A 20,710-nucleotide genomic window follows, 5' to 3' on the forward strand; every position below is an offset into this window, starting at 1 on the left:
CACGGACGCCGCAGGCAGTCAATCTCGCTCCCGCGCAGGCGGAAGCGAGACATCTTCTTACGCCGAGATGGCAGCGTTGAAGGTTGCGCTTGGACGCATCACCGCTTCGGTCTTGGCTGGATCTGGATAGTAGTAACCACCGATATCCTTGGCCTGGCCTTGTACGCTGTTCAGCTCTTCAACGATCTTGGCTTCGTTTTCGGTCAGCGTCTTGGCCAGCGGCGCGAAGTGGGCTGCCAGGGCAGCATCTTCGGTCTGCGTTGCCAGCGCTTGCGCCCAGTACAGTGCCAGGTAGAAGTGGCTGCCACGGTTGTCCAGTTCACCGGTACGGCTCGATGGCGACTTGCTGTTGTCCAGCAGTTTGCCGGTCGCGACGTCCAGCGTCTTGGCCAGGATCTTGGCTTGGGCGTTGTTGTTCTTGATGCCCAGTTCTTCCAGCGACACGGCCAGCGCCAGGAATTCACCCAGCGAGTCCCAGCGCAGGTGGTTTTCTTCCACCAGCTGTTTCACGTGTTTAGGAGCCGAACCGCCAGCGCCGGTTTCGTACATGCCGCCACCTGCCATCAGCGGCACGATGGACAGCATCTTGGCCGAGGTGCCCAGTTCCAGAATCGGGAACAGGTCGGTCAGGTAGTCACGCAGGATGTTGCCGGTGACCGAGATGGTGTCCAGGCCGCGCGAGACGCGCTCCAGGGTGTAACGCATGGCGCGGGTCTGCGACATGATGTGGATTTCCAGGCCCTTGGTGTCGTGATCCTTCAGGTAAGCCTGAACTTTCTTGATCACTTCCGCTTCGTGCGGACGGTAGGTGTCCAGCCAGAACACGGCAGGCATGCCGGAGTTGCGGGCGCGGGTCACGGCCAGCTTGACCCAGTCACGGATCGGAGCGTCCTTGACCTGGCACATACGCCAGATGTCGCCGGCTTCCACGGTCTGGGTCAGCAACACTTCGCCGGTTTCCAGATCGGTGATGTTGGCGATGCCGCCTTCTGCGACTTCGAAGGTCTTGTCGTGTGAGCCGTATTCCTCGGCTTGCTGCGCCATCAGACCGACGTTAGGCACGGTGCCCATGGTGGTCGGGTCGAAGTTGCCATGCCATTTGCAGAAGTTGATCATCTCCTGGTAGATGCGGGCAAAGGTCGACTCAGGCATGACGGCCTTGACGTCGGCGGTGCGGCCATCGGCGCCCCACATTTTGCCGCCGATACGGATCATCGCTGGCATCGATGCGTCAACGATCACGTCGTTTGGCGAGTGGAAGTTGGTGATGCCTTTGGCCGAATCGACCATGGCCAGCTTCGGACGATGTTCCAGGCAGGCGTGCAGGTCTTTCAGGATCTCGTCTTTCTGCGATGCTGGCAGCTTCTCGATCTTGTCGTACAGGTTGACCATGCCGTTGTTGACGTTCACGCCCAGTTCTTCAAACACCTTGGCGTGTTTTTCAAACGCTTCCTTGTAGAAGATGCGCACGCAGTGACCGAACACGATCGGGTGCGACACCTTCATCATGGTGGCTTTCACGTGCAGCGAGAACATCACGCCGGTTTTGTAGGCGTCGTCGATTTCTTTCTCGTAGAACTCCAGCAGCGCTTTTTTGCTCATGAACATGGAGTCGATGATCTCGCCGGCTTGCAGCGCGACCTTCGGTTTCAGCACGATGGTTTTACCCGACGGGGTAATCAGTTCCATCTTGACGTTGCGGGCCTTGTCCAGGGTCATGGACTTTTCGCCGTGGTAGAAGTCACCAGCGTGCATGTGCGACACGTGGGTGCGCGATGCCTGGCTCCACTCGCCCATCGAATGCGGGTGCTTGCGTGCGTAGTCCTTCACCGCCTTTGGTGCGCGGCGATCGGAGTTACCTTCGCGCAGCACTGGGTTCACGGCCGAGCCGGTGCACTTGCTGTAGCGCGCTTTCAGGGCTTTTTCTTCGTCGGTCTTCGGATCTTCCGGGAAGTCCGGCAGCTTGTAGCCCTTGCCTTGCAGTTCGCGGATGGCCGCTTGCAGCTGGGCTACCGAGGCCGAAATGTTCGGCAGCTTGATGATGTTGGCTTCCGGCTTCAGGGTCAGTGCGCCCAGTTCGGCCAGGTTATTCGGTACTTTTTGCTCGTCGGTCAGGAACTCTGGGAACTCGGCCAACACGCGTGCAGCAACGGAGATGTCGCTGGAGACGACGTCGACGCCAGCCGGTGCAGTGAACTTCTTGATGATAGGCAGCAGGGAATACGTTGCCAGCAGTGGGGCTTCGTCGGTCAGCGTGTAGATGATTTTTGAATTTTGTGTTGCCATGTTCATTCCCTCATAAACGATCGGTGCTTGGAGTTAATTCCGCCCGTTATTTTAAACTGTCCCACACCGGTTTGTGCAAAAGATGCCACAGTCTCGATAGGGCCTCTTGTCATCATACAACTTTCTTACGTACCAATACGTACAGTGTGCTTTTAAATCAACAAGTTAAACGTTTATTCGAAAAATACCAGTGGATATTCAGTTGTATGACGTCTGATATCTAAGCTATAGTCATCGGACTAAAAGCAAGGAGACCGTATGACCACGCAACCCACTCAGGCCAGCCGTGTACGCTGGCTGATCCTGGCAGTCCTGTTCGCTGTCACCACCATCAACTACGCTGACCGCGCCACCATTGCCATTGCCGGCCCCGAACTGAAGAAGCTGCTGGGGCTGTCGCCGGTGCAAATGGGCTTTGTGTTCTCGGCCTTTGCGTGGTCATATGTGTTGGCACAATTGCCAGGCGGCTGGCTGCTCGACCGCTTTGGTTCAAAAATCACCTATTTCTTCAGTATATTCCTTTGGTCGTTATTCACCATGTTAATGGGGAGCGTGGGCTTCTTTACCGGCGCCACGGCGGTAGCGGCGTTGTTTATTCTGCGCCTGCTAATCGGCGCGGCGGAAGCGCCCTCCTTCCCGGGCAACTCGCGCATCGCCTCCTCTTGGTTCCCCACCAATGAACGCGGCACGGCAGCCGCCATCTTCAATTCGGCCCAGTATTTTGCGACCGTGCTGTTCGCGCCCATCATGGGCTGGCTGGTGCACAGCTTCGGCTGGGAAAGCGTGTTCTTCGTCATGGGCGGACTGGGCGTGATCATGGCCTTCATCTGGCTCAAGACCATTTACGGCCCCAAAGACCACCCGCGCGCCAACGCTGCCGAAGTCGCCTATATTGCAGCGGGCGGCGCACTGGTCGACCTGGAGAGCAAGGACAAGGCAGCGGCCACCACCAAGCTCGATACCTGGTCCTGCATCAAGCAGCTGCTGGGTAACCGCATGCTGCTGGGCGTGTATATCGGCCAGTACTGCATCAACACCCTGACCTATTTCTTCCTGACCTGGTTCCCCGTGTATCTGGTCACCGAACGCCATATGACGATCCTGAAGGCTGGCTTTGTGGCCGCGCTGCCCGCCGTGGCAGGCTTCCTTGGCGGCGTGCTGGGCGGCGTGATTTCGGACCGCATGATCAAGTCGGGCAAATCGCTGTCGGTGGCGCGCAAGACGCCCATCGTGTGCGGCATGCTGCTGTCAACCTGCATGATCGTGGCCAATTATGTGGAGGCAGACTGGGTCGTGATCCTGGTGATGTCGCTGGCCTTCTTCGGCAAAGGCATCGGTGCACTGGGCTGGGCGGTGGTGGCCGACACCTCGCCGAAAGAGGCCGGCGGCATGAGCGGCGCGCTGTTCAACACGTTCGGTAATACGGCCGGCATCACCACGCCGATCGTGATTGGCTACATCCTGGAGCAGACCGGTTCCTTCGCCGGTGCGCTGGTATTCGTCGGCGCCAACGCGCTGGTGACCATCCTGTGCTACCTGCTGATGGTGGGCGAGATCAAGCGTTTCGAGTTCAAAACGCCGGTGATGCGCAGGATCGAAGAGGACCGCGCAGCAGCTTAATCGCACAAGGCGGCCAACTTCGGGTAAATTGTCGGCTTACAATTTACCTTTCCAAAATATTATGCCTCCACGGCCACGGTTTGCCTTCTCTTTGCGGTATGTGCTGATTATGCTGACCGCACTCGGACTGCTGCCGCTGGCCCTGTTGGGCGGCTGGAGTTTGCATGCGGCCGGCGACTACAAGGAGCGCGAACAGGAGCGCTGGATGCTGGACCTGGCGCGCGCCCTGTCCAGCGCGGCCGATGCGGAACTGGATGGCACCGTCGCCACGCTGACCACGCTGGGCAGCACCCCTGCCCTGCAAAACGGCGACCTGCCCGCGCTCTACGCCGCTGCCAGCACGCTCTCCAGGGCGCAGCCAGACTGGCTGGGCGTGATCCTGACCGACGATAGCGGCAAGATCCTGTTCCGTACCATGGACAGCTACGGCGCAAAGCAAACCGCCGCGCCCGCCGATCCGGATAGCCTGAACCAGGTGCTGTCCACCCACCAGCCGGTGGCCGGCCGCATCGCCCGAGGCCCCCGTGGCCGCGCGGCGTTCCCGGTGCGGGTCCCCATCACTGACGCCAAAGGCAAGCTCTATACCCTGACCGCCGTGATTCTGCCGGACCGCATGGTGCGCCTGATCGAACGCCAGCAGGTGCCCACCGACGCCATCATCGCCATCCGCGATGGCGCCCGCGCCACGGTGGCGCGCTCCCGCGATCAGAAGGGCCGGGTAGCCGATGCGCCAAGCAAGTCGCTGGTGGAACTCATGCGCGCCGGTCCGGAAGGCATCGGCACCGCCGTCACGACCGAAGGCCAGCAAGTCGCTACCGCCTACACCACCTTGTCGCGCTATGGCTGGGCAGTGATTGTCGGCCGTCCCACTGACAAGCTGCGCGCGGCGGCGTTCGAGCGCATGGGCGTTTATGGCATCGGCATTGCCTTGTCGCTGCTGGGCTGCTTCTTACTGGCGTCGCTGCTGGCCAACCGGATTGTGCGTACCATCGAAGCGCTGCAGCAAGGCGCCGCCGCACTCGGCTCGGGCGCGCCGCTGACACTGGCGCCATCGTCCATCATCGAGATTGAGAACATCGGCAAGGCGCTGGAACAGGCCGAGCATCAGCGCAACGCGCAGGAACGCGAGCGCGCGCAGTTGCTGGATTCGCTGAACCGGGCGCTGGCCAGCCATCAGACTGCGCTGGCCGACGCGCGTGAAGCTGGCCGCGCGAAAGATGAATTCCTCGCGGTGCTGGGCCACGAGCTGCGCAATCCGCTCAGCCCCATCGTCACCTCGCTGGACTTGATGGACTTCCGCGATGAGCCGGGCAACCGCCGCGAACGCGGTGTGATGCGGCGCCAGGTACAGCATTTGCGCCGCCTGGTGGACGATTTGCTGGACGTCTCGCGCATCACTTCCGGCAAGCTGCAGATCGACGCCACGCCCGTCAACCTGGCCGACGTGGTGCGGCATGCTGTCACCACCTCCTCCGGCCAGCAAATCAGCATGTCGACGCCTGCTGCGGTATGGGTGATGGGCGATGGCAGCCGTCTGACGCAGGTGCTCAACAACCTGCTGTCCAACGCGGAACGTTTTGGCAGCAGCGCCACGCAAGTCACGCTCACTGTTGATGCCACCCATGCGCGGCTGGTGGTCAGCGATAACGGCATCGGCATGAGTGAAGAGTTGATGGCGCGCGTGTTTGAACCATTCCAGCAAGCGCCGCAATCCCTCGCGCGCCGCACTGGCGGCCTGGGTCTGGGACTGGCCATCGTGCGCAAAATCGTTGAGCTGCATCACGGCGAGGTCAGCGTGCATAGCGCGGGCGCCGGCACGGGCAGCCGCTTTGAAGTCACATTGCCGCTGTCCGCAGCGCCCGCGCCGGAACCGTCCGCCATCGCCGCGCCCGATGTCGAAGGCCTGCAACTGCTGCTGGTCGATGACAACGTGGATGCCGCCGGCGCCGGCGCCGCTTTGCTAGAGCTGCTGGGACATGAGGTGCGCGTCGCCCACAATGCCGCCGAAGCGCTGGACGCGGTGCGGCAGAAAATGCCGCAGGTGGCGATCCTGGATATCGGCCTGCCCGACATGGACGGCTACGCCCTGGCTGCGGCCATCCGCCACCAGGCTGGCGGCACGCCTCTGCGTCTGGTTGCGCTGACCGGCTATGGCCAGAAAGAAGATATCACCCGCGCCTACGAGGCGGACTTCGACCTGCACCTGACCAAGCCCGCCACCGTGGCCGACCTGCAGCGCGCTACAGCGCCGCTGACTTAGCCCTCACCGCATCAAGGCTGCTGGCGCGCGCAAAGCCATGATGCTGGAGGATCTCCACCAGCTCTTCCGGCGGGCTGCCGAGACGCAGGTTTTCGGCGATCCAGCCATGCCAGTCCGGCGTGACCTCGCGCGCCTCGTCGTCCAGCGTGATGCCGGTGATGATCTTGGCCAGCAGCGCGTTGATGCGGTAGGTGTCGATCAGGTGCTGCACCACGGGATGGCCTGAATACGGGAACGGATACAGCGTGCAGTTACCCGCAGCCGCGAGACGATGGGCATGCATGGCGTCCAGGTTGACGGATTCAGTGGCCTGATCCAGATCCGGCTTGGTGCCGAACACGATATGCATATCCGGCAGCGCGCCGGCTTTGCTGCGCGCCAGCGCTTGCAGATCATAATAGCCGGATGCCGGTGGCCGCGCCGCCAGGTCGCGCATCACTTTCAGCCAGCGGCGTTCGTGATACAGCAAGGCGTGCTGCGGGTCGAGCAAGGAGAGCGGGCCGAAAGCAATCACCTGCTGCACCTCCAGCAACAGGCCATACATCAAGGCACCGTAAGCGCCCATGGACTGGCCGATGGTAACCACCTTGCTGGGCCGGATGGCATCGATCAGCGCCCGCAGGCTCTGCGCCGTTTCATCGGGATGCTCACCCAGTCCGGCAATCGTACGGTGATACCAGCTGTTGCCGGAATCGCGCACTAGCACCTTGTTGATGTGCCGCCCGCTGTTCTGCTCCAGCTTTTTCAGGCGGCCGTAAAAATCGAAATCGGGCCGCTTGTCCCATGAGACGAAGCCGAAGGCAATCACCAGCAGCTCGCCGGGAATGACTTTATCGACCAGCACATCTTCTGTGCTGGTCTTTACGCGCCGGTTATCCAGCGAAGGAATATCGGTGATGGCCAGGGTCATGCACCCAAGCCTACCTTACTGTGGAGTCAACGTCCACCAGTTGATGTTCCAACCGCCCACCCGCACAAAAATCGACAGATCCTGCTGACCCGCAGTCAAATAAACCGTCCCCGTGATGGTAGTCCAGTTCTGCCAGCCGCCCGTATTGGGCACCGTCAGCGCAGCGAGGTCGGTGGCGTTTTTGCTGAGCACCAGCTGGCCGCCGGTGTACGGACTGGCGACGCGGAACTGCAAGTTATACCAGCCCGTCTTCGGCACGTTGACTGGATAGGTCATCCAGTCATTGTTGTCAGTGTTGCCGACATTGAAGCCGCCGCCCGCGTCGGTAGTGGTCTCCATTCGCATGCCGCTGTGACTGGAAAACATCTCTGCCTCGATGCGCTGGCCGGCCTCCGCCTTCCAGTTCATCCAGTACGCGATGCTTTCGTTGCGTACCAGCGGCTGCGTGGCGAAATTGCGGAAGTAGTTTTCAATCGCCGCGTTGGTGGCGCTGCCGACATCCAGCGCGCCAAAGGTGCCGCCGTTGCTGCTGTTGGTGACCATGCCCCAGCCCCAGGAACTGGTATCGCCATTCGAGCCGCCGTAGCTGACTGTCTTGTAGGCCCAGTTGGTCGCGGCCCAGCCGTACATATTGTAGATGTCATAGGTCTTGCGGGTGATCTGGCCGCCGTAGCTGCCGGTCAGCGTCCATGGCTGGAATTCACCGATCAGGAACGGCGTATTCAATGCCGTCAGCTTGGCGTTCCAGTCGCAGCTTTCGCCGGTGCCGTTGACATTGCAGTGCAGCCAGTTGGCGTGCATATTCGCCTGTGCCGTGGCGCCCTGCACTTCGTTCCATCCCCACAGGCCGGGATAAAAGTGCATCCAGAACGCCACGTTGGTGAGGCCGCGCGTGTTCGGATTACCATACGCGTCGATGCCGGAGTTATGGCCCGGCAGCAGGATCACGTGGTTGGGATCCTTGGCGCGCACCACGTTGAACAGCTCATAGGCGCGGTTGGCCAGCGTGGTGGCATCCGTGCCCCACGGTTCGTTGAGCAGGTCGTAGGCCGCAATCGATGTGCGGTTTTTGTAGCGGCTGGCGATCATGTCCCACAGCCACTTGGTACGGTCCCAGTAGGTGCTGTTGGTCCACATCTGCGCCGCGCCGACGCAGCCGTCATGCTGCTCGCTGGCGGCAGCCTGGCCGCCCGCCGCGCCGTGCAGGTCGAGGATTACATACATGCCGTGCTTTTCGGCTTCGTTGATGGCGAAGTCCAGATACTTCCAGGCGTCGGCGCGCAGCGTGTACGGGTGGGCATCGTCTTCCACCAGGCTATACAGGAACGGCACGCGCACCACGTTCATGCCCATGCCTTTCATCAGGTCAAAGTCGCGGCTGGTGATCCAGCTGTCGCGGAATACCGACAGCAGGCGCTCTTTTTCCGCCGCGCCAAAACGGCCAGTCAGCGCAGTCTCCAGCGTGCACTGGTCACCGATGCCGGCGCCGTTGTTGGAGAGATTGGTGTTCATCATCCACATCTCCAGCGCCAGCCAGTTACCGGTGTTCACGCCGCGCAGATTGACACGGTTGCCGGAAGTGTCGACCCAGTACTTGCCGTTCTGGCGGATGCCGGGTAGCGTGACGCCGGTCGCTTCCGGCGTGAAGTTGATCCAGTTGAGATTGAAGCCGCCGGCCTTGGCCTGCAGCGTGAGGTTCTGCGTACCGGCCTGCAGGAACACGTGGGAATTGACGGTGGCCCAGCTTTGCCAGCCGCCGGTGGCGCCGATATTGGCGGTCTCGCTGATGGTCTTGCCGTTCTGCGCCAGCACCACCTGCCCGCCGCCGTTGAGTGAAGCCACGCGGTACTGCACGGTGTACCAGCCGGCGTTGGCCACGTTGACGCTGTAGGTCATGCTGTCGTTGGCGTCGATCCAGCCGACATCGCTGCCACCACCGGTGTCGGTAGTGGTTTCCAGCGCCACGCCGCTCATGCTGGTATAGCTTTCCGCTTCGACCTTGCCGGGTAAGGCGCTTTGCGCGTACACCGCGCTGGCGGCGGCCAATCCCGCCACCGCCACCATCCATCTGATGCAATGCTGCAGTTTCGTCTCCATACGGTCTCCTTGATTATTTTAGTGAAGAACCCTGAATGCGAACTGGAAGCGCTTCCATGTTAGAGTGGAAACGCTTCCATGTTGGCAAGAAAACTATAGCATTGGGGTTTCTGGAGAGTCAATCGCCGCAAGCGTGCGGCGATCGGGAGTGTGGCGGATCAGTGGATTTCGCTATAGAAGCAACGACCGCAGGCCTGGCGGTAACTTTCATTGCCGCCAATGCTGATCTGCTCGCCTTCTTTGATGCGCTTGCCGTTTTCGTCGACGCGGATGTTCATGGTCGCCTTCTTACCGCAAGTGCAGATGTTTTTGATTTCTTCGATATCGTCGGCCAGCGCCAGCAGATACGCCGAACCCGGGAACGGTTCGCCCAGGAAGTCCGACCGTAGGCCGTAAGTGATCACCGGGATGCCGCGCACCTGCGCCAGCTGGTGCAGCTGCTTGACCTGCTCCTTGAGCAGGAACTGCGCCTCGTCGACCAGCACGCAGGCGATCTTGTGTTCGATGGTTTGCAGAAAATCCGTGTTCGCATCGAACACTTCGGTCTCGCGCTGCGGCCCCAGACGCGAGGTGACCTTGCCCACGCCGTAGCGGCTGTCGATAGCGGCGGTGAACAGCCGAACCTGCTGTCCCTGCTCTTCGTAGTTATGCGCCACCTGCAGCATGGCGGTGGATTTGCCTGCGTTCATCGCAGAGTATCGGAAATAGAGTTTTGCCACGTTGTTCTAACAAATAATTTTTATAGCCGACATTATAGCGGCCAGATTACAACGTCCAGGACTGAATCATCCGATGCAGCACTGCCATGCGCACGGCCAGTTGATCCGGCATGCTGGTGCAGCCTGCCCATGCCAGATGTTCACGCACATAGCGGCCAGCGATGGCTACCTTCTCACCTCTCAGATGCCTGAGCCTGTTTTTGTGCAACTTGAAATACCCGTCCCGAATAGTGAGTGGCAGGTAGGACTCCATCGTGTAGGCATCCGTCACCCAGGCACACTCGGTATTGCCATGTGCGGCAAGAAGCTCGTCGAGAATGCGTTTTTTGGCCGAGCGCGGCGACACGCATAGCAGGTCACCTGCGGCGTCCGTCGTAAAGTCGTCGTCCCGGTCCATCACAATCATCAGCTTGCGATTGATGCTGAGCAGTTCAATGAAATCACCGGTATCGCACAAGCTCGCATGGCTCAGCAACGCGCCGCCATACAATGCAAACGCATAATCCACATGTTCCTGATACTGCACCAGGCCATGAGTTTCACAATACAGCGTCAACCAGTGCTTGATGTAGATGCGGTCAGACGGCCCCTCTATCCAGATGATGCCATTACTCTGAGAGATATCCGCCCCCCTGATCCCCAGCGCATCCAGCACCCGGCCTGCCGATTGCCAGTTAAGCAGCCGCTGGGCATTCGCCTCAAACAGCGACACGTCAGCTTGCCAGGCATTACGCTGCTGAAAAACCGGAGAATGGGTGGCGATAAAGAGCTGCAGCCCCCGCTCCACAGTGATGCGCTCCACCTCCTTCACAAGATAGCGCTGAAGGCGCGGGTGCAGATGAACCTCGGGCTCTTCAATCAGGCAAATGGCCCCGGCTGGGACGGCGCCAAGCCAAGCGAACAGGTCTGCAATTTGCCGCCATCCGCTTGGCAAAGTGGACCAGTGTATATGGTTGCTCTGGCGGCTGTCGTCGGACAACAGGACACCGAGGCGGCCGTTATCGTGCTGATAGAACGGCTTGGCCAGCAGGCCTTCGGACGCCTGTCCGCTAATATGAAAGAATTCGTCCAGCTGTTCATTCTCCGACCAGACGCCGGGCAGATGAAGCGCCGCCTGATTCAGCGCCTCGATCATCGCGCTCTCTTCCTGAATTGCAGCGGACGGCCAGGAGCACACCTGGCAGCCAAACCGTGCAAACTGCGCCGTCAACTCCTGCTCCGATATATCGTCCAGCCGCAGCTTGCTCACATTGCGATTGAACGAACACCTTGTGCCATCCTGGTAGCGGCAGAGCAGGTTCAACCACTGCGCATTCAACGCCTCATGGTTGGTCGTCGAGACATTTGCGGCCGAAGGCATGTCATCCGCCGGATGGCTGCGCGCTTGCCCGATCAAGCTGGCCCCGTCAGCAAACGCAAATTCAAATGCGGTCAGCCCCTTGGCCTCCAGGTTTTCACGCGGCAGCGTGGCCAGGATGGCTGGCTGAGCCAACATGCGCACCATATCCAGTAAAGTTGTCTTACCACCACCATTCACCCCGATGACGATGTTGATGTCCTTGAAGTCATACCACGTGCGTTGAGCGCGCCACGCCAGCAGTCGGTGTTCGTCCCAAGAAGCAAACGCGTTGAGGCGGCGTATCCCACAGAACGCCATGGCCTTGATGTGCATATTCGTTTCCTTTCGGCCTGAGCTGCTATTCCATTGCCGATACTATAGCTGCAGGTCTTTGAAAAAAAGAGCATACTTGCCAGAAATACACTTTGGAGATCGTATGCGTAGCCCTGCTTTATTTTCTTTAATCGGCAACACGCCACTGGCCGAGATTACCCGTCTCGATACCGGCGTCTGCCAGCTGTTCCTTAAACTAGAATCGCAAAACCCAGGTGGCTCCATCAAGGACCGTATCGGTCTGGCGATGATTGAAGCTGCCGAGGCCGAAGGCCTGCTCAAGCCGGGCGGCACCATCATTGAGGCGACGGCCGGCAATACCGGCCTGGGCTTGGCGCTGGTCGGGCGCCTGAAAGGCTACCGCGTGCTGCTGGTGGTACCGGACAAGATGTCGACGGAAAAAGTGCTGCACCTGAAAGCCCTGGGCGCCGAGGTCCGCACCACCCGCTCCGACGTGGGCAAAGGCCATCCCGAGTACTACCAGGACTATGCGGCGCGGCTGGCTGCCGAGATGCCGGGCGCATGGTATTCGGACCAGTTCAATAATCTCGCCAATCCGCTGGCGCACGAAACCACCACCGGTCCGGAAATCTGGGAACAGATGGCGCACAACGTCGATGCGATCGTGGTCGGTGTCGGTTCCTCCGGCACGCTGACCGGCTTGACCAACTATTTCCGCAAAGTGGCGCCGCATGTGGAATTTATTCTGGCCGACCCCGCAGGCTCGATCCTGGCGGAATACATCGACACCGGCCATGTCGCGGAAACCAGCGGTTCGTGGGCGGTGGAAGGCATCGGTGAAGACTTCATCCCGTCCATCGCCGACATGACCGCCGTGCGCAAGGCCTACACGATTGAGGACGTGGAGAGCTTTGCCACCGCGCGCGCACTGCTGAAAGAGGAAGGCATCCCCGGCGGCTCGTCCACCGGCACCCTGCTGGCCGCCGCACTGCGCTACTGCCGTGAACAGACCACGCCCAAACGCGTGGTCAGCTTTGTGTGCGACACTGGCACGCGCTACCTGTCCAAGGTCTACAATGACGGCTGGATGCGCGACCAGGGGCTGCTGGAACGCCGCAAGCACAACGACCTGCGCGACCTGATCGGCCGCCGCTTCGACGCCGGAGAAGTCATCAGCGTCACGCCGGAAGATACGCTGATGATCGCCTTCAACCGCATGCGCGCTGCCGACGTGGCGCAGCTGCCGGTGATCGACAAGGGCCAGCTGGTTGGCATTGTCGATGAATCCGATTTACTGCTGTCCGTCGGCGCCGATGCGGAGCGCTTCAACCACGCCGTCGGCACCACCATGACCAAGCGCCTGGAGATCCTGCCGCCCACCGCCGACATGCACGCGCTGCGCGATGTGCTGGACCGCGGCCTGACCGCCGTGGTGGCCGAAGGCGAAAACTTCTACGGGCTGATTACCCGCTACGACCTGCTTAACCATCTGAGAAGGACCTTATCTTGAACGACAAAAAAGCCGCGCTGGCCACGCGCGTGATCCACGCCGGCCAATCGCCCGACCCATCGACCGGCGCCATCATGCCGCCGATTTACGCCACCTCCACCTTTGTGCAGGAAAGCCCCGGCGTACACAAAGGCCTGGACTACGGGCGTTCGCACAACCCGACGCGCTGGGCGCTGGAGCGCTGCGTGGCCGACCTGGAAAGCGGCTCGCAGGCCTTCGCCTTTGCTTCCGGCCTGGCCGCGATATCGACGGTGCTGGAACTGGCCGACGCGGGCTCGCACATCATCGCCGGTGACGATATGTATGGCGGCACCTACCGCCTGTTTGAACGCGTGCGCCGCCGCAGCGCCGGCCATGACTTCACCTACGTCGACCTGACCAATCCTGAAAACCTGCTGGCCGCCATCAAGCCGGAAACCAAAATGGTATGGGTCGAAACGCCGACCAATCCCATGCTCAAGCTGGCAGACTTGCAGGCCATCGGCAAAATCTGCCGTGAGCGCGGCATCATCGCCATCGCCGACAATACCTTCGCCAGCCCCATCGTGCAGCGCCCGCTGGAACAGGGTTTCGACATTGTCGTCCACTCGGCAACCAAGTATCTGAACGGTCACTCGGACATCATCGGCGGTATCGCGGTGGTGGGCGGCGAGCCGCATCAGCAGGCATGGCGCGAGCAGCTGGCGTTTTTGCAGAACTCCGTGGGCGCCATCGCAGGACCGTTCGACAGCTTCCTGGCGCTGCGAGGCGTGAAGACGCTGGCGATCCGCATGGAACGCCACTGCGCCAGCGCGCTGGAACTGGCGCGCTGGCTGGAGCAGCAGGAGGAAGTGCGCAAGGTGTTTTACCCTGGCCTGGAATCGCACCCGCAGCACGCGCTGGCCAAGCGGCAGATGCAGGGCTTCGGTGGCATTATCTCGATCGACCTGAATACGGATCTTCCAGGCGCGCGCCGCTTCCTCGAATCGTGCAAGGTGTTCGCACTGGCAGAAAGCCTGGGCGGCGTCGAAAGCCTGATCGAGCATCCGGCCCTGATGACCCACGCCTCCATCCCGCCCGCCCAGCGTGCAGTGTTGGGTATAGGCGACGGTCTGATACGGCTGTCGGTGGGAATTGAAGATATAGAGGATCTAAAGGCCGATATTCGCCGTTCGCTGGATGCTATTTAGCTGCTAATATCCAGCGCATGGAATTTTTACTCATTATTGTCGGCGTGCTGGTGCTGGGCTTCGCCTATTCGATCGTCGTTGCCAGCGCCAAACCGGTGGTTGGCAGCGATTATTACAAGGTGTCGAAAGACGGACGGGTGCTGCTGGCCGCAGGCAAGAAGGTCAGCGCACTCAAGCCCACGCTGTATCCTGAAGGCTTGAAGGTCAAGCTGCGCGGCGGCACGCGGACCGGCGAATTCTATGTGCACGATCTGGTGGCGGAAGTCTATCTGCCGAATCCGAACAAGCTGCCCGCCATCCGCCACCGCGACGGCAACGTCCGCAATAACAAGGTAGAAAACCTGCAATGGGTGAAAGTGAGCGAAGTCGAACACCCGGAGCAGGCTGAATTCCCGCAGCCCTGATTATTCGCCGGGTTATTCGCCTGGGTGATAGCGGCGTTCCAGATTTTTCTCGACGTCCGCCTTGTAAAACAGCACGTCCTTGAACTCCCCACGCGCGTACATCGCGGCCTGGTCGTAGAAATGCGGCGAGGCCGGATTGCCGCTCTGCCCTCCCGCCAGGATGCTGCGCGCCTTGATGCGCGGCCCAAACTCCACCGCTGCGACAAAGCTGTTGCCACGCTCGCCGTAGATACGTTTTGTCGTCTGCTTGCTGGTCGTGCCATAGGCGGCCAGCGAACCCCAGTTAGCCGAGGCAAAAGGCACCGGCAAGCTTGGTTTGCTGTCGTCGAAGGGCTGCACGATGTCACTGGTTAAACGCTGGAAGCGGTTGATCTCGCCCCATGGCGTTTGCCAGTTGCCGAAATCGCCGGTCAGCTTGTCCCTGGCATGCTCCAGTGCTTCAAGGCGCTGCTGCGGCGTGAGGGCGGCCTGCAGGTAATCCAGCACCTGCACCTCCCTGGCTTTGGCGGCAGGCTGATAGGTGGTCCACAAATCCTGCGCCCAGTAGATCGCCAGCGAGGTTGCGGTCGACGCCAGCGAGTAGCGCATATCCCAGCCACGCAGTGCGGCGATCTGCGGCGCCAGAGAGGACTTGCGCGCATCCTCGGCAGGCAGTTCGTCGTACGCTGCAAACAGCTGCGGCAGCAATGGCTCAAACGCCGGCAACTGGGTGTCGTAGGCTGCCGCGATCAGGCTGTCGATGGTGAAGTTCTTTTTGTTTTCCAGCACACGAACGGCGTGAATGCCGCGCGGGTTCTCGGGATTCATCGACATATAAGCCGGGTAGTCCTTTACCTTCGGGCTGTATGAGCCAGCGGCGGTGTACGGCCAGTTATTGGTGTTCTGGATCCAGCCGTTCTTTGGATTGAACAGCGTGATGGTTTCCTTGACCTCGTGCAGGCCATGCCACTCCGTCGCCGGGTCGCTGCCATCCACCGGATGTTTCCAGTCAAAGCGCGGATCACGGCGCGGGATGAAATTCCCATGGAAGTAAGCGATGTTGCCGTCCGCGTCAGCGTACACGGTGTTGTTGGAGGAGTTGGTGCGCAGCTCCATCGACTTGTAGAAGGCCTTGTAGCTGCGTGCCTTGGTGCGGATGAAGGATTGCGTCAGCGCCTTCAACGGCTCATTCATCAAACGCACGGCGATCCATTTGCCATCCCTGGCGCGCACAATCGGGCCGTGGTGGCTGTAGTAGACACGCACCGTTTTGCTGGCCATGCCATCGCTGGTCTTGTACGGCAGCGCGATATCGACCGCCTCCAGCGGGCGTTGTTCGCTGCCGTACTGGTAGTAGAACCGGCCGTCTTTTTCGATGATGGTTTCGAGGTATTCGTCAATGACATCGCCGCCGCCGGATGTGTGCATCCAACCCACGCGGTCATTGAAGCCCTGATAGACAAAGAACTGGCCCCAGGTCACGGCGCCATATGCGTTAAGGCCTTCTTCGCTATGTACCTGGATCTCAGGCCGGAAGTAGAACGAGGTGTGCGGATTAATCATGAGCAGCGCGCGGCCATTTTTGGTCAGCGCTGGCGCGATGGCAAAACCGTTGGAGCCGCCCGGCTCCTTGTCCAGGTCCACGCCGGCGCTGGACGCCATCAGCACCGGCTGCATCAACGGCGCCTTGGCACCGTTGGCGTAGAGTTCTTGCAGCTGCTTGATGTCGATGGTTTCAATGTCGCCGCCGATACTGCCCTCGCTGAAGCTGAGCGCCATCCACGGCTCGAACCTGGTGAGCAGCGCAGGCTTCACATCGGGATGCGTTTGCAGGTAGTAGTTCAGGCCATCGGCCCAAGCGTTCATCAGTTTCTGCAGCCAGGCGGGCGCGATGGCGTACTGGCGTTTGAGTTCATCGGTATTGATGAACAGCTTCATGCGCAGGTCGCGATACAGTTCGGCCTCGCCCTCCACTTCCGCCAGGCGGCCCATGGCGTTGATGAAGTTGAGTTCCACACGATGGAAGTCATCTTCCGCCTGCGCGTAGACCATGCCAAACACCGCATCGGCATCGGTCTTGCCGTAGATGTGGGGAATACCCCACTTGTCGCGCAATACCGTCACGCGTTGTGCGGCAGCTTTCAGGCGTGCCGCTTCGCTCGCCGGAGCCTTGGGAGCCGCTGCAGGCGCTGCCACCGCCGCGCTGATTGAAACAAAACACATCAAGGCAAACGGGGTATGCAGTCGCTGCATGGACTAAGACTCCAGTGATTTATCAGGCGCTGACCAACTCGGAAATACGGCGTTGCAAGGCGGTGATTTCTTCCAGCAGCGCGGCGTTCTTCTCGCGCAGGGCGATATTTTCGGCGCGCAGCTCGGCGACATCGCTTGGCACATCGCCGTAATCGACGGTGGATGCTGGCCGGCCTTCTTTTGGCTCCTTCTGCGGACGCGAGGCGGCACGCAATTCACGCACTTCCTTGGCGGCCTTTTGCAGCTCCTTCTTGCCGCCGGCGACCGCCGCCAGTTGCTGTTCCGGCGACAGCGACGCTACGTTGGCAGCGGCATTGATCGAAATGGTGCCGGTGCGTACAGCTTCCACCAGTTCGGGCGCTGCCGTTTTCTGGATTTTTTCGATCTGGCCGATGGTGGCCGTGCTCAGGCGCGCGGCGCGGGCGATATCCTCGCGTGACGCCAATGGCATGGCGGCCGGTTTCTTGGCCGGCGCGTCTTCACCTTCCGGCGGCGCGATCTTCGCGTCCTCGGCGGCAGCTTCTGCGGCCAGTTCCAGCGCGCGGGCCGTCATGATCTCTTTTTTGCGCAGCGCCAGCACGCCGCGCTGGTAGTCCGAAATGCTGCGGCGACCGAGGTTGTTATCGATCATCCACAGCTTGACGTCTTCCATGGTCTTGAAACTGGTGTTCTCCGTTACCTTGAACGGGATGCCGTGCTCCTGGCAGATCTGGTAGCGGTTGTGGCCATCTACCAGCACATCTTCCCACAGCACCAGCGCGTCGCGGCAACCTTCCGTCAGAAGGCTGCGCTCCAGCGCCTGGTATTCGCTTTCGGTCAGCGGCTCGATGTAAGCGCGCAGTACGTCATTGATTTTGATTTGCATATCTATCCTTGAATTCCTGACGACAGGCCCTGCCCGCTCGCCGTCCAGCATGCTACACCATCCCGCCGCCAGGCCAAAGGGCCGGCTCACGACATGGTTACTAAGGCAATTTTAAGAAAACCACTTTACTATCACATCCAGTCAAACGTGCTTTCTCCAAACACTTGACCAAAAGCCCCGACAGGTCCCCCGCCTGATCGGGGCTTTGCTTTTTGGACTATTTGCAACACAAGTTCCACTCTAACAACGACATTAAACTGAGTTCATGCTACCTTGGATGCAATGAAGTAAATATTAATTCTTCGGAGAAACAACATGATTGCAAAGATTTCGCTCAAGCTTGCCGCCATCACCGTCGTTGCAGTACTCAGCAATGCCGCAAATGCCGTTGAAACCAGCCTCAGCGGCCAATACGCACTGACTTCCAGCGCCACCGCCGTCGCCGGCCATAGCAATCAGTTTGTCTTCGATTATTCCGTGACCAACCTGGGCCAGGGCTACGCGGGTACCCAGACCGGCCTGGATGGCTTTACCATCTACATTCCGACCGGCGCCCAGGTGCTCAGTGTCACGCCACCAGCGCCCTACGTTGGTAACCCAGGCTTCTGGAGTACCGGCGCCTCGACCGGCCTGGACCTGGCCCTGGGTGGCAGCAACACGACACAGAATATGGTCGCACCGGCCGGCTATCAGGCCTTCACCTTTTGGGGCCAGTACACGGAATCGGTCTACCAGCAAGGCAGCACCGCGCACTTCAGCATCACCTTGGGCAATGTTTCGGTCGGTAACAATACCGTCGGCATTTCTAGCTACTACGGCAATTACGGCGTTCCCTCCGGCCAGAGCTTTGTGAACAACCAGTACGGCAACTACACCACCTTTACCGCGAATGCCCTGTCGGCCGTGAACGCGGTACCGGAGCCGGAAACCTACGCCATGATGCTCGCTGGCCTGGGCCTGATTGGTGTCATTTCCCGCCGTCGCCGCCCGCAGTAATTATTCCCTGCATCAATAAAAAACGCGCTACGGCGCGTTTTTTTATGCCATGATGCGGCTTCAACAATAAGGATTTAACATGGTTAACTACATCATCCGCGTTTCTTACACTGCTGCTAATGCCGACACTTATGACCGTCTGAACGTTGAGCTGGCAAAATACAACGTCGCTGGCGCCATCAAGGCCGACGACGGCAAAGGCTACTACCTGCCACAAGGCGAGTACTGCTACAGCGGGAATGAAGCCATCAATGAAGTGCGTGACGCGGTGTACCGCTTGTCCAGCACCGTCCAGGACGAACCGCAAGTACTGGTAGTGGAAGTCACCACCCTGTCGTGGGCCGGCTTCAAACTCATCGAAGAAGCGTAAGCCTCCGCTTTTTATCGACGGGCCGCAGCTTTCGCAGCGGCCTTGATATCCGCGCAAGACATCGGCTGGCCATTCTTCACAGCCTCCGCCTCCAGCTGCTGGCATCCCTGATAGTTATGCCAGAACACCACCACATACCCCGCCACACCCAGCACCACAGCCACCATCGCTGCTGCCAACACAACCTTTGTCGTTTTTTCAGACGCCATCATTCCACTCATTCAGAAAAACTGGGATGGTAGCATGTGCTTGAGCGCAAAACGGGAATAAAGACCCGCTATTCAGCGGGGCTTGGCGGAATACGCGGATATTAGAAGTGCTTCAAACGCCATTCGCCGCTGCTGCTCATCGTGGAATCCGATGTTCCGTTCATCGTCGCAACATCCGTAGCCTTCCCCTTGTAATGCGTGAGATAGGTCGGGCCAAAAGACGATTTAACGGTAAAATCTGCATTACCAGCCGTGTCAATACGCCCGCTTACCGGCAGACTGACGTTCGGGAAATATCGAGATTTACAACTTCCGCGAATTGTCCCAGTGGCTTCGATATAGATCAAGCAACCGGTCGATTCATCAGAAGTAAACGTATCTTTCCAGGACCCCGCAAAGCGCTCGACGCCCGACTTCAACTTGCCCGTTGCAGCGGTCGAGTAGCTTACTAATTCATCCGTCACACTACCGCTTTTTCCACCTAACACCCCAACCGGAACGACAGTTTCGATATTACATTTTACGTTCATGCCAGACGCCACATCCCGCCAGCAAGTGCCTCTTCGAGTGATCGTGCCGTCTAATTTCTGTAGCGAAGTCTGGAAAACCACTTTAATCGTGTTAAAGCTACCGGCCGCTACTTGAATCGTTTCAGCTGCGACAGCTGTACCCCTGGTTGTCAACTGGCCTGGCATGTCAAGACCGCTGCAACGGCTACCCTTATTGATCGCCGTGGTAGTCTCCCATGACTTATCGACTGTCACGGTCGAAGGGATCTCATTCCACGGTTGTGCATAGACATACACGCATCCAACTAAAGAGTCTTCCACGTTCACTATGCCACCATCAGCAAATTTTACTTGATTGTCAGTATTGAAATACGGAGACCCCCATTGGGTTAACTGAGTGGCGCTAGCACCGCCAATGGGGAAATACGATGTGTACAGAAAATATTCTGGCGTCAAAATAGGGTTGACATTTGCGTCAAACAAACTTTGATGAGGAGCAGTGGAACGGTAAGTGTAATAGTCGCCGGCTGTCGGCAAAGGTTGAGTGCTTGATTGCGACACAGTTGGTATTGAAGGTGTCAGTGGTACATCAGAAGGTGCACCACCGGCTGATCCACCGCCACCACACGCAGTTAGCATGCTGACCACCAACATTGAGATTGCTAATTTCATCATAAAATTTTTATCACCCTGATTGGGACTTAATTTCCCATGCATAAAATATATATTATATTTGCAATATTACTTAATTGCAATTTTCGCTAGCCGCCGAGCGTCGCTACAGCAGCAAGCATTCTGCGATGTGTTTCTCGGGCTATGGCATATAGGCAGACAAGGCAATTGCCGTGACACGTGGTCGCTGAAAGCTTTTCAGCTGCTAAAGTGCGCGGGAATATGCTGGATAAACACGAATGATCTGTG

The 20,710-nt window shown here is 59.4% G+C and carries 16 protein-coding genes; 7 read left to right on the forward strand and 9 right to left on the reverse strand.

The features are described from left to right. Nucleotides 1–57: 57 nt before the first annotated feature. Nucleotides 58–2,286, reverse strand: coding sequence for an NADP-dependent isocitrate dehydrogenase (locus GTP58_RS22755; RefSeq protein WP_072787553.1), 2,229 nt, complete (start codon nt 2,284–2,286; stop codon nt 58–60). A gap of 258 nt (nt 2,287–2,544) precedes the next feature. Between GTP58_RS22755 and GTP58_RS22760 the strand changes: the two genes are divergently transcribed. After that, a complete protein-coding gene (locus GTP58_RS22760) occupies nt 2,545–3,906 on the forward strand; it encodes an MFS transporter (RefSeq protein WP_072787441.1) in 1,362 nt (453 codons plus the stop codon). 109 nt (nt 3,907–4,015) lie between these two features. Then, entirely contained in the window at nt 4,016–6,166 is a 2,151-nt protein-coding gene (locus GTP58_RS22765; protein WP_229215712.1) for an ATP-binding protein, read from the forward strand. Here the strand turns inward: GTP58_RS22765 and GTP58_RS22770 are convergent. From GTP58_RS22770 to GTP58_RS22785, 4 genes are all read right to left on the reverse strand, one after another. Beyond that, nucleotides 6,147–7,076 (reverse strand): alpha/beta hydrolase, encoded by a 930-nt coding sequence (locus tag GTP58_RS22770; RefSeq protein ID WP_161079403.1) that lies wholly within the window; start codon nt 7,074–7,076, stop codon nt 6,147–6,149. The two genes, GTP58_RS22765 and GTP58_RS22770, sit on opposite strands and share 20 nt — an antisense overlap. A 15-nt stretch (nt 7,077–7,091) precedes the next feature. After that, nucleotides 7,092–9,173 carry a carbohydrate-binding protein gene (locus GTP58_RS22775; protein WP_229215713.1) on the reverse strand — a complete coding sequence of 694 codons (2,082 nt, stop codon included), beginning with the start codon at nt 9,171–9,173 and terminating at the stop codon, nt 7,092–7,094. A gap of 158 nt (nt 9,174–9,331) precedes the next feature. Next, nucleotides 9,332–9,892, reverse strand: coding sequence for a thymidine kinase (locus tag GTP58_RS22780; protein WP_072787444.1), 561 nt, complete (start codon nt 9,890–9,892; stop codon nt 9,332–9,334). Nucleotides 9,893–9,938: 46 nt separating this feature from the next. After that, nucleotides 9,939–11,564, reverse strand: a complete 1,626-nt coding sequence (locus GTP58_RS22785; RefSeq protein WP_161079404.1) for an ATP-dependent endonuclease — start codon at nt 11,562–11,564, stop codon at nt 9,939–9,941. A gap of 103 nt (nt 11,565–11,667) precedes the next feature. Between GTP58_RS22785 and GTP58_RS22790 the strand changes: the two genes are divergently transcribed. Genes GTP58_RS22790 through GTP58_RS22800 form a run of 3 tightly spaced genes read left to right on the forward strand, consistent with a single transcriptional unit; the run spans nt 11,668 to nt 14,608 of the window. Beyond that, nucleotides 11,668–13,035 (forward strand): pyridoxal-phosphate dependent enzyme, encoded by a 1,368-nt coding sequence (locus GTP58_RS22790; RefSeq protein ID WP_161079405.1) that lies wholly within the window; start codon nt 11,668–11,670, stop codon nt 13,033–13,035. Continuing rightward, nucleotides 13,032–14,204, forward strand: a complete 1,173-nt coding sequence (locus GTP58_RS22795) for a PLP-dependent aspartate aminotransferase family protein (protein WP_161079406.1) — start codon at nt 13,032–13,034, stop codon at nt 14,202–14,204. The genes GTP58_RS22790 and GTP58_RS22795 overlap by 4 nt, the downstream gene beginning before the upstream one ends. Nucleotides 14,205–14,221: 17 nt before the next feature. Then, nucleotides 14,222–14,608 carry an HNH endonuclease gene (locus GTP58_RS22800; protein WP_161079407.1) on the forward strand — a complete coding sequence of 129 codons (387 nt, stop codon included), beginning with the start codon at nt 14,222–14,224 and terminating at the stop codon, nt 14,606–14,608. 12 nt (nt 14,609–14,620) lie between these two features. Here the strand turns inward: GTP58_RS22800 and GTP58_RS22805 are convergent, their stop codons facing one another. Both GTP58_RS22805 and GTP58_RS22810 read right to left on the reverse strand, forming a co-directional pair. Further along, nucleotides 14,621–16,840: an acylase gene (locus GTP58_RS22805; protein ID WP_161079408.1), complete on the reverse strand. Its 2,220-nt coding sequence runs from the start codon at nt 16,838–16,840 to the stop codon at nt 14,621–14,623. A 22-nt stretch (nt 16,841–16,862) separates the two neighbouring features. Further along, the gene (locus GTP58_RS22810; RefSeq protein WP_072787450.1) at nt 16,863–17,705 is read right to left on the reverse strand and encodes a hypothetical protein; all 843 of its coding nucleotides are present in this window, start codon (nt 17,703–17,705) and stop codon (nt 16,863–16,865) included. Between the two features lie 315 nt (nt 17,706–18,020). Between GTP58_RS22810 and GTP58_RS31475 the strand changes: the two genes are divergently transcribed. Both GTP58_RS31475 and GTP58_RS22820 read left to right on the forward strand, forming a co-directional pair. Further along, on the forward strand, nt 18,021–18,701 hold the full coding sequence (locus tag GTP58_RS31475) for a PEP-CTERM sorting domain-containing protein (RefSeq protein ID WP_229215714.1): 681 nt from the start codon (nt 18,021–18,023) through the stop codon (nt 18,699–18,701). A 79-nt stretch (nt 18,702–18,780) separates the two neighbouring features. After that, the gene (locus GTP58_RS22820; RefSeq protein ID WP_161079409.1) at nt 18,781–19,071 is read left to right on the forward strand and encodes a hypothetical protein; all 291 of its coding nucleotides are present in this window, start codon (nt 18,781–18,783) and stop codon (nt 19,069–19,071) included. Between the two features lie 11 nt (nt 19,072–19,082). On the opposite strand, the gene GTP58_RS22825 is transcribed toward GTP58_RS22820, so the two are convergent. Both GTP58_RS22825 and GTP58_RS22830 read right to left on the reverse strand, forming a co-directional pair. Beyond that, complete coding sequence (locus GTP58_RS22825; protein ID WP_161079410.1) at nt 19,083–19,283, reverse strand: hypothetical protein; 201 nt, start codon at nt 19,281–19,283, stop codon at nt 19,083–19,085. Nucleotides 19,284–19,381: 98 nt separating this feature from the next. Next, nucleotides 19,382–20,464: a hypothetical protein gene (locus GTP58_RS22830; RefSeq protein WP_161079411.1), complete on the reverse strand. Its 1,083-nt coding sequence runs from the start codon at nt 20,462–20,464 to the stop codon at nt 19,382–19,384. Nucleotides 20,465–20,710: the final 246 nt, after the last annotated feature.

It is taken from the genome of Duganella sp. CY15W, assembly GCF_009857555.1.
GTDB lineage: Bacteria > Pseudomonadota > Gammaproteobacteria > Burkholderiales > Burkholderiaceae_D > Rugamonas > Rugamonas sacchari.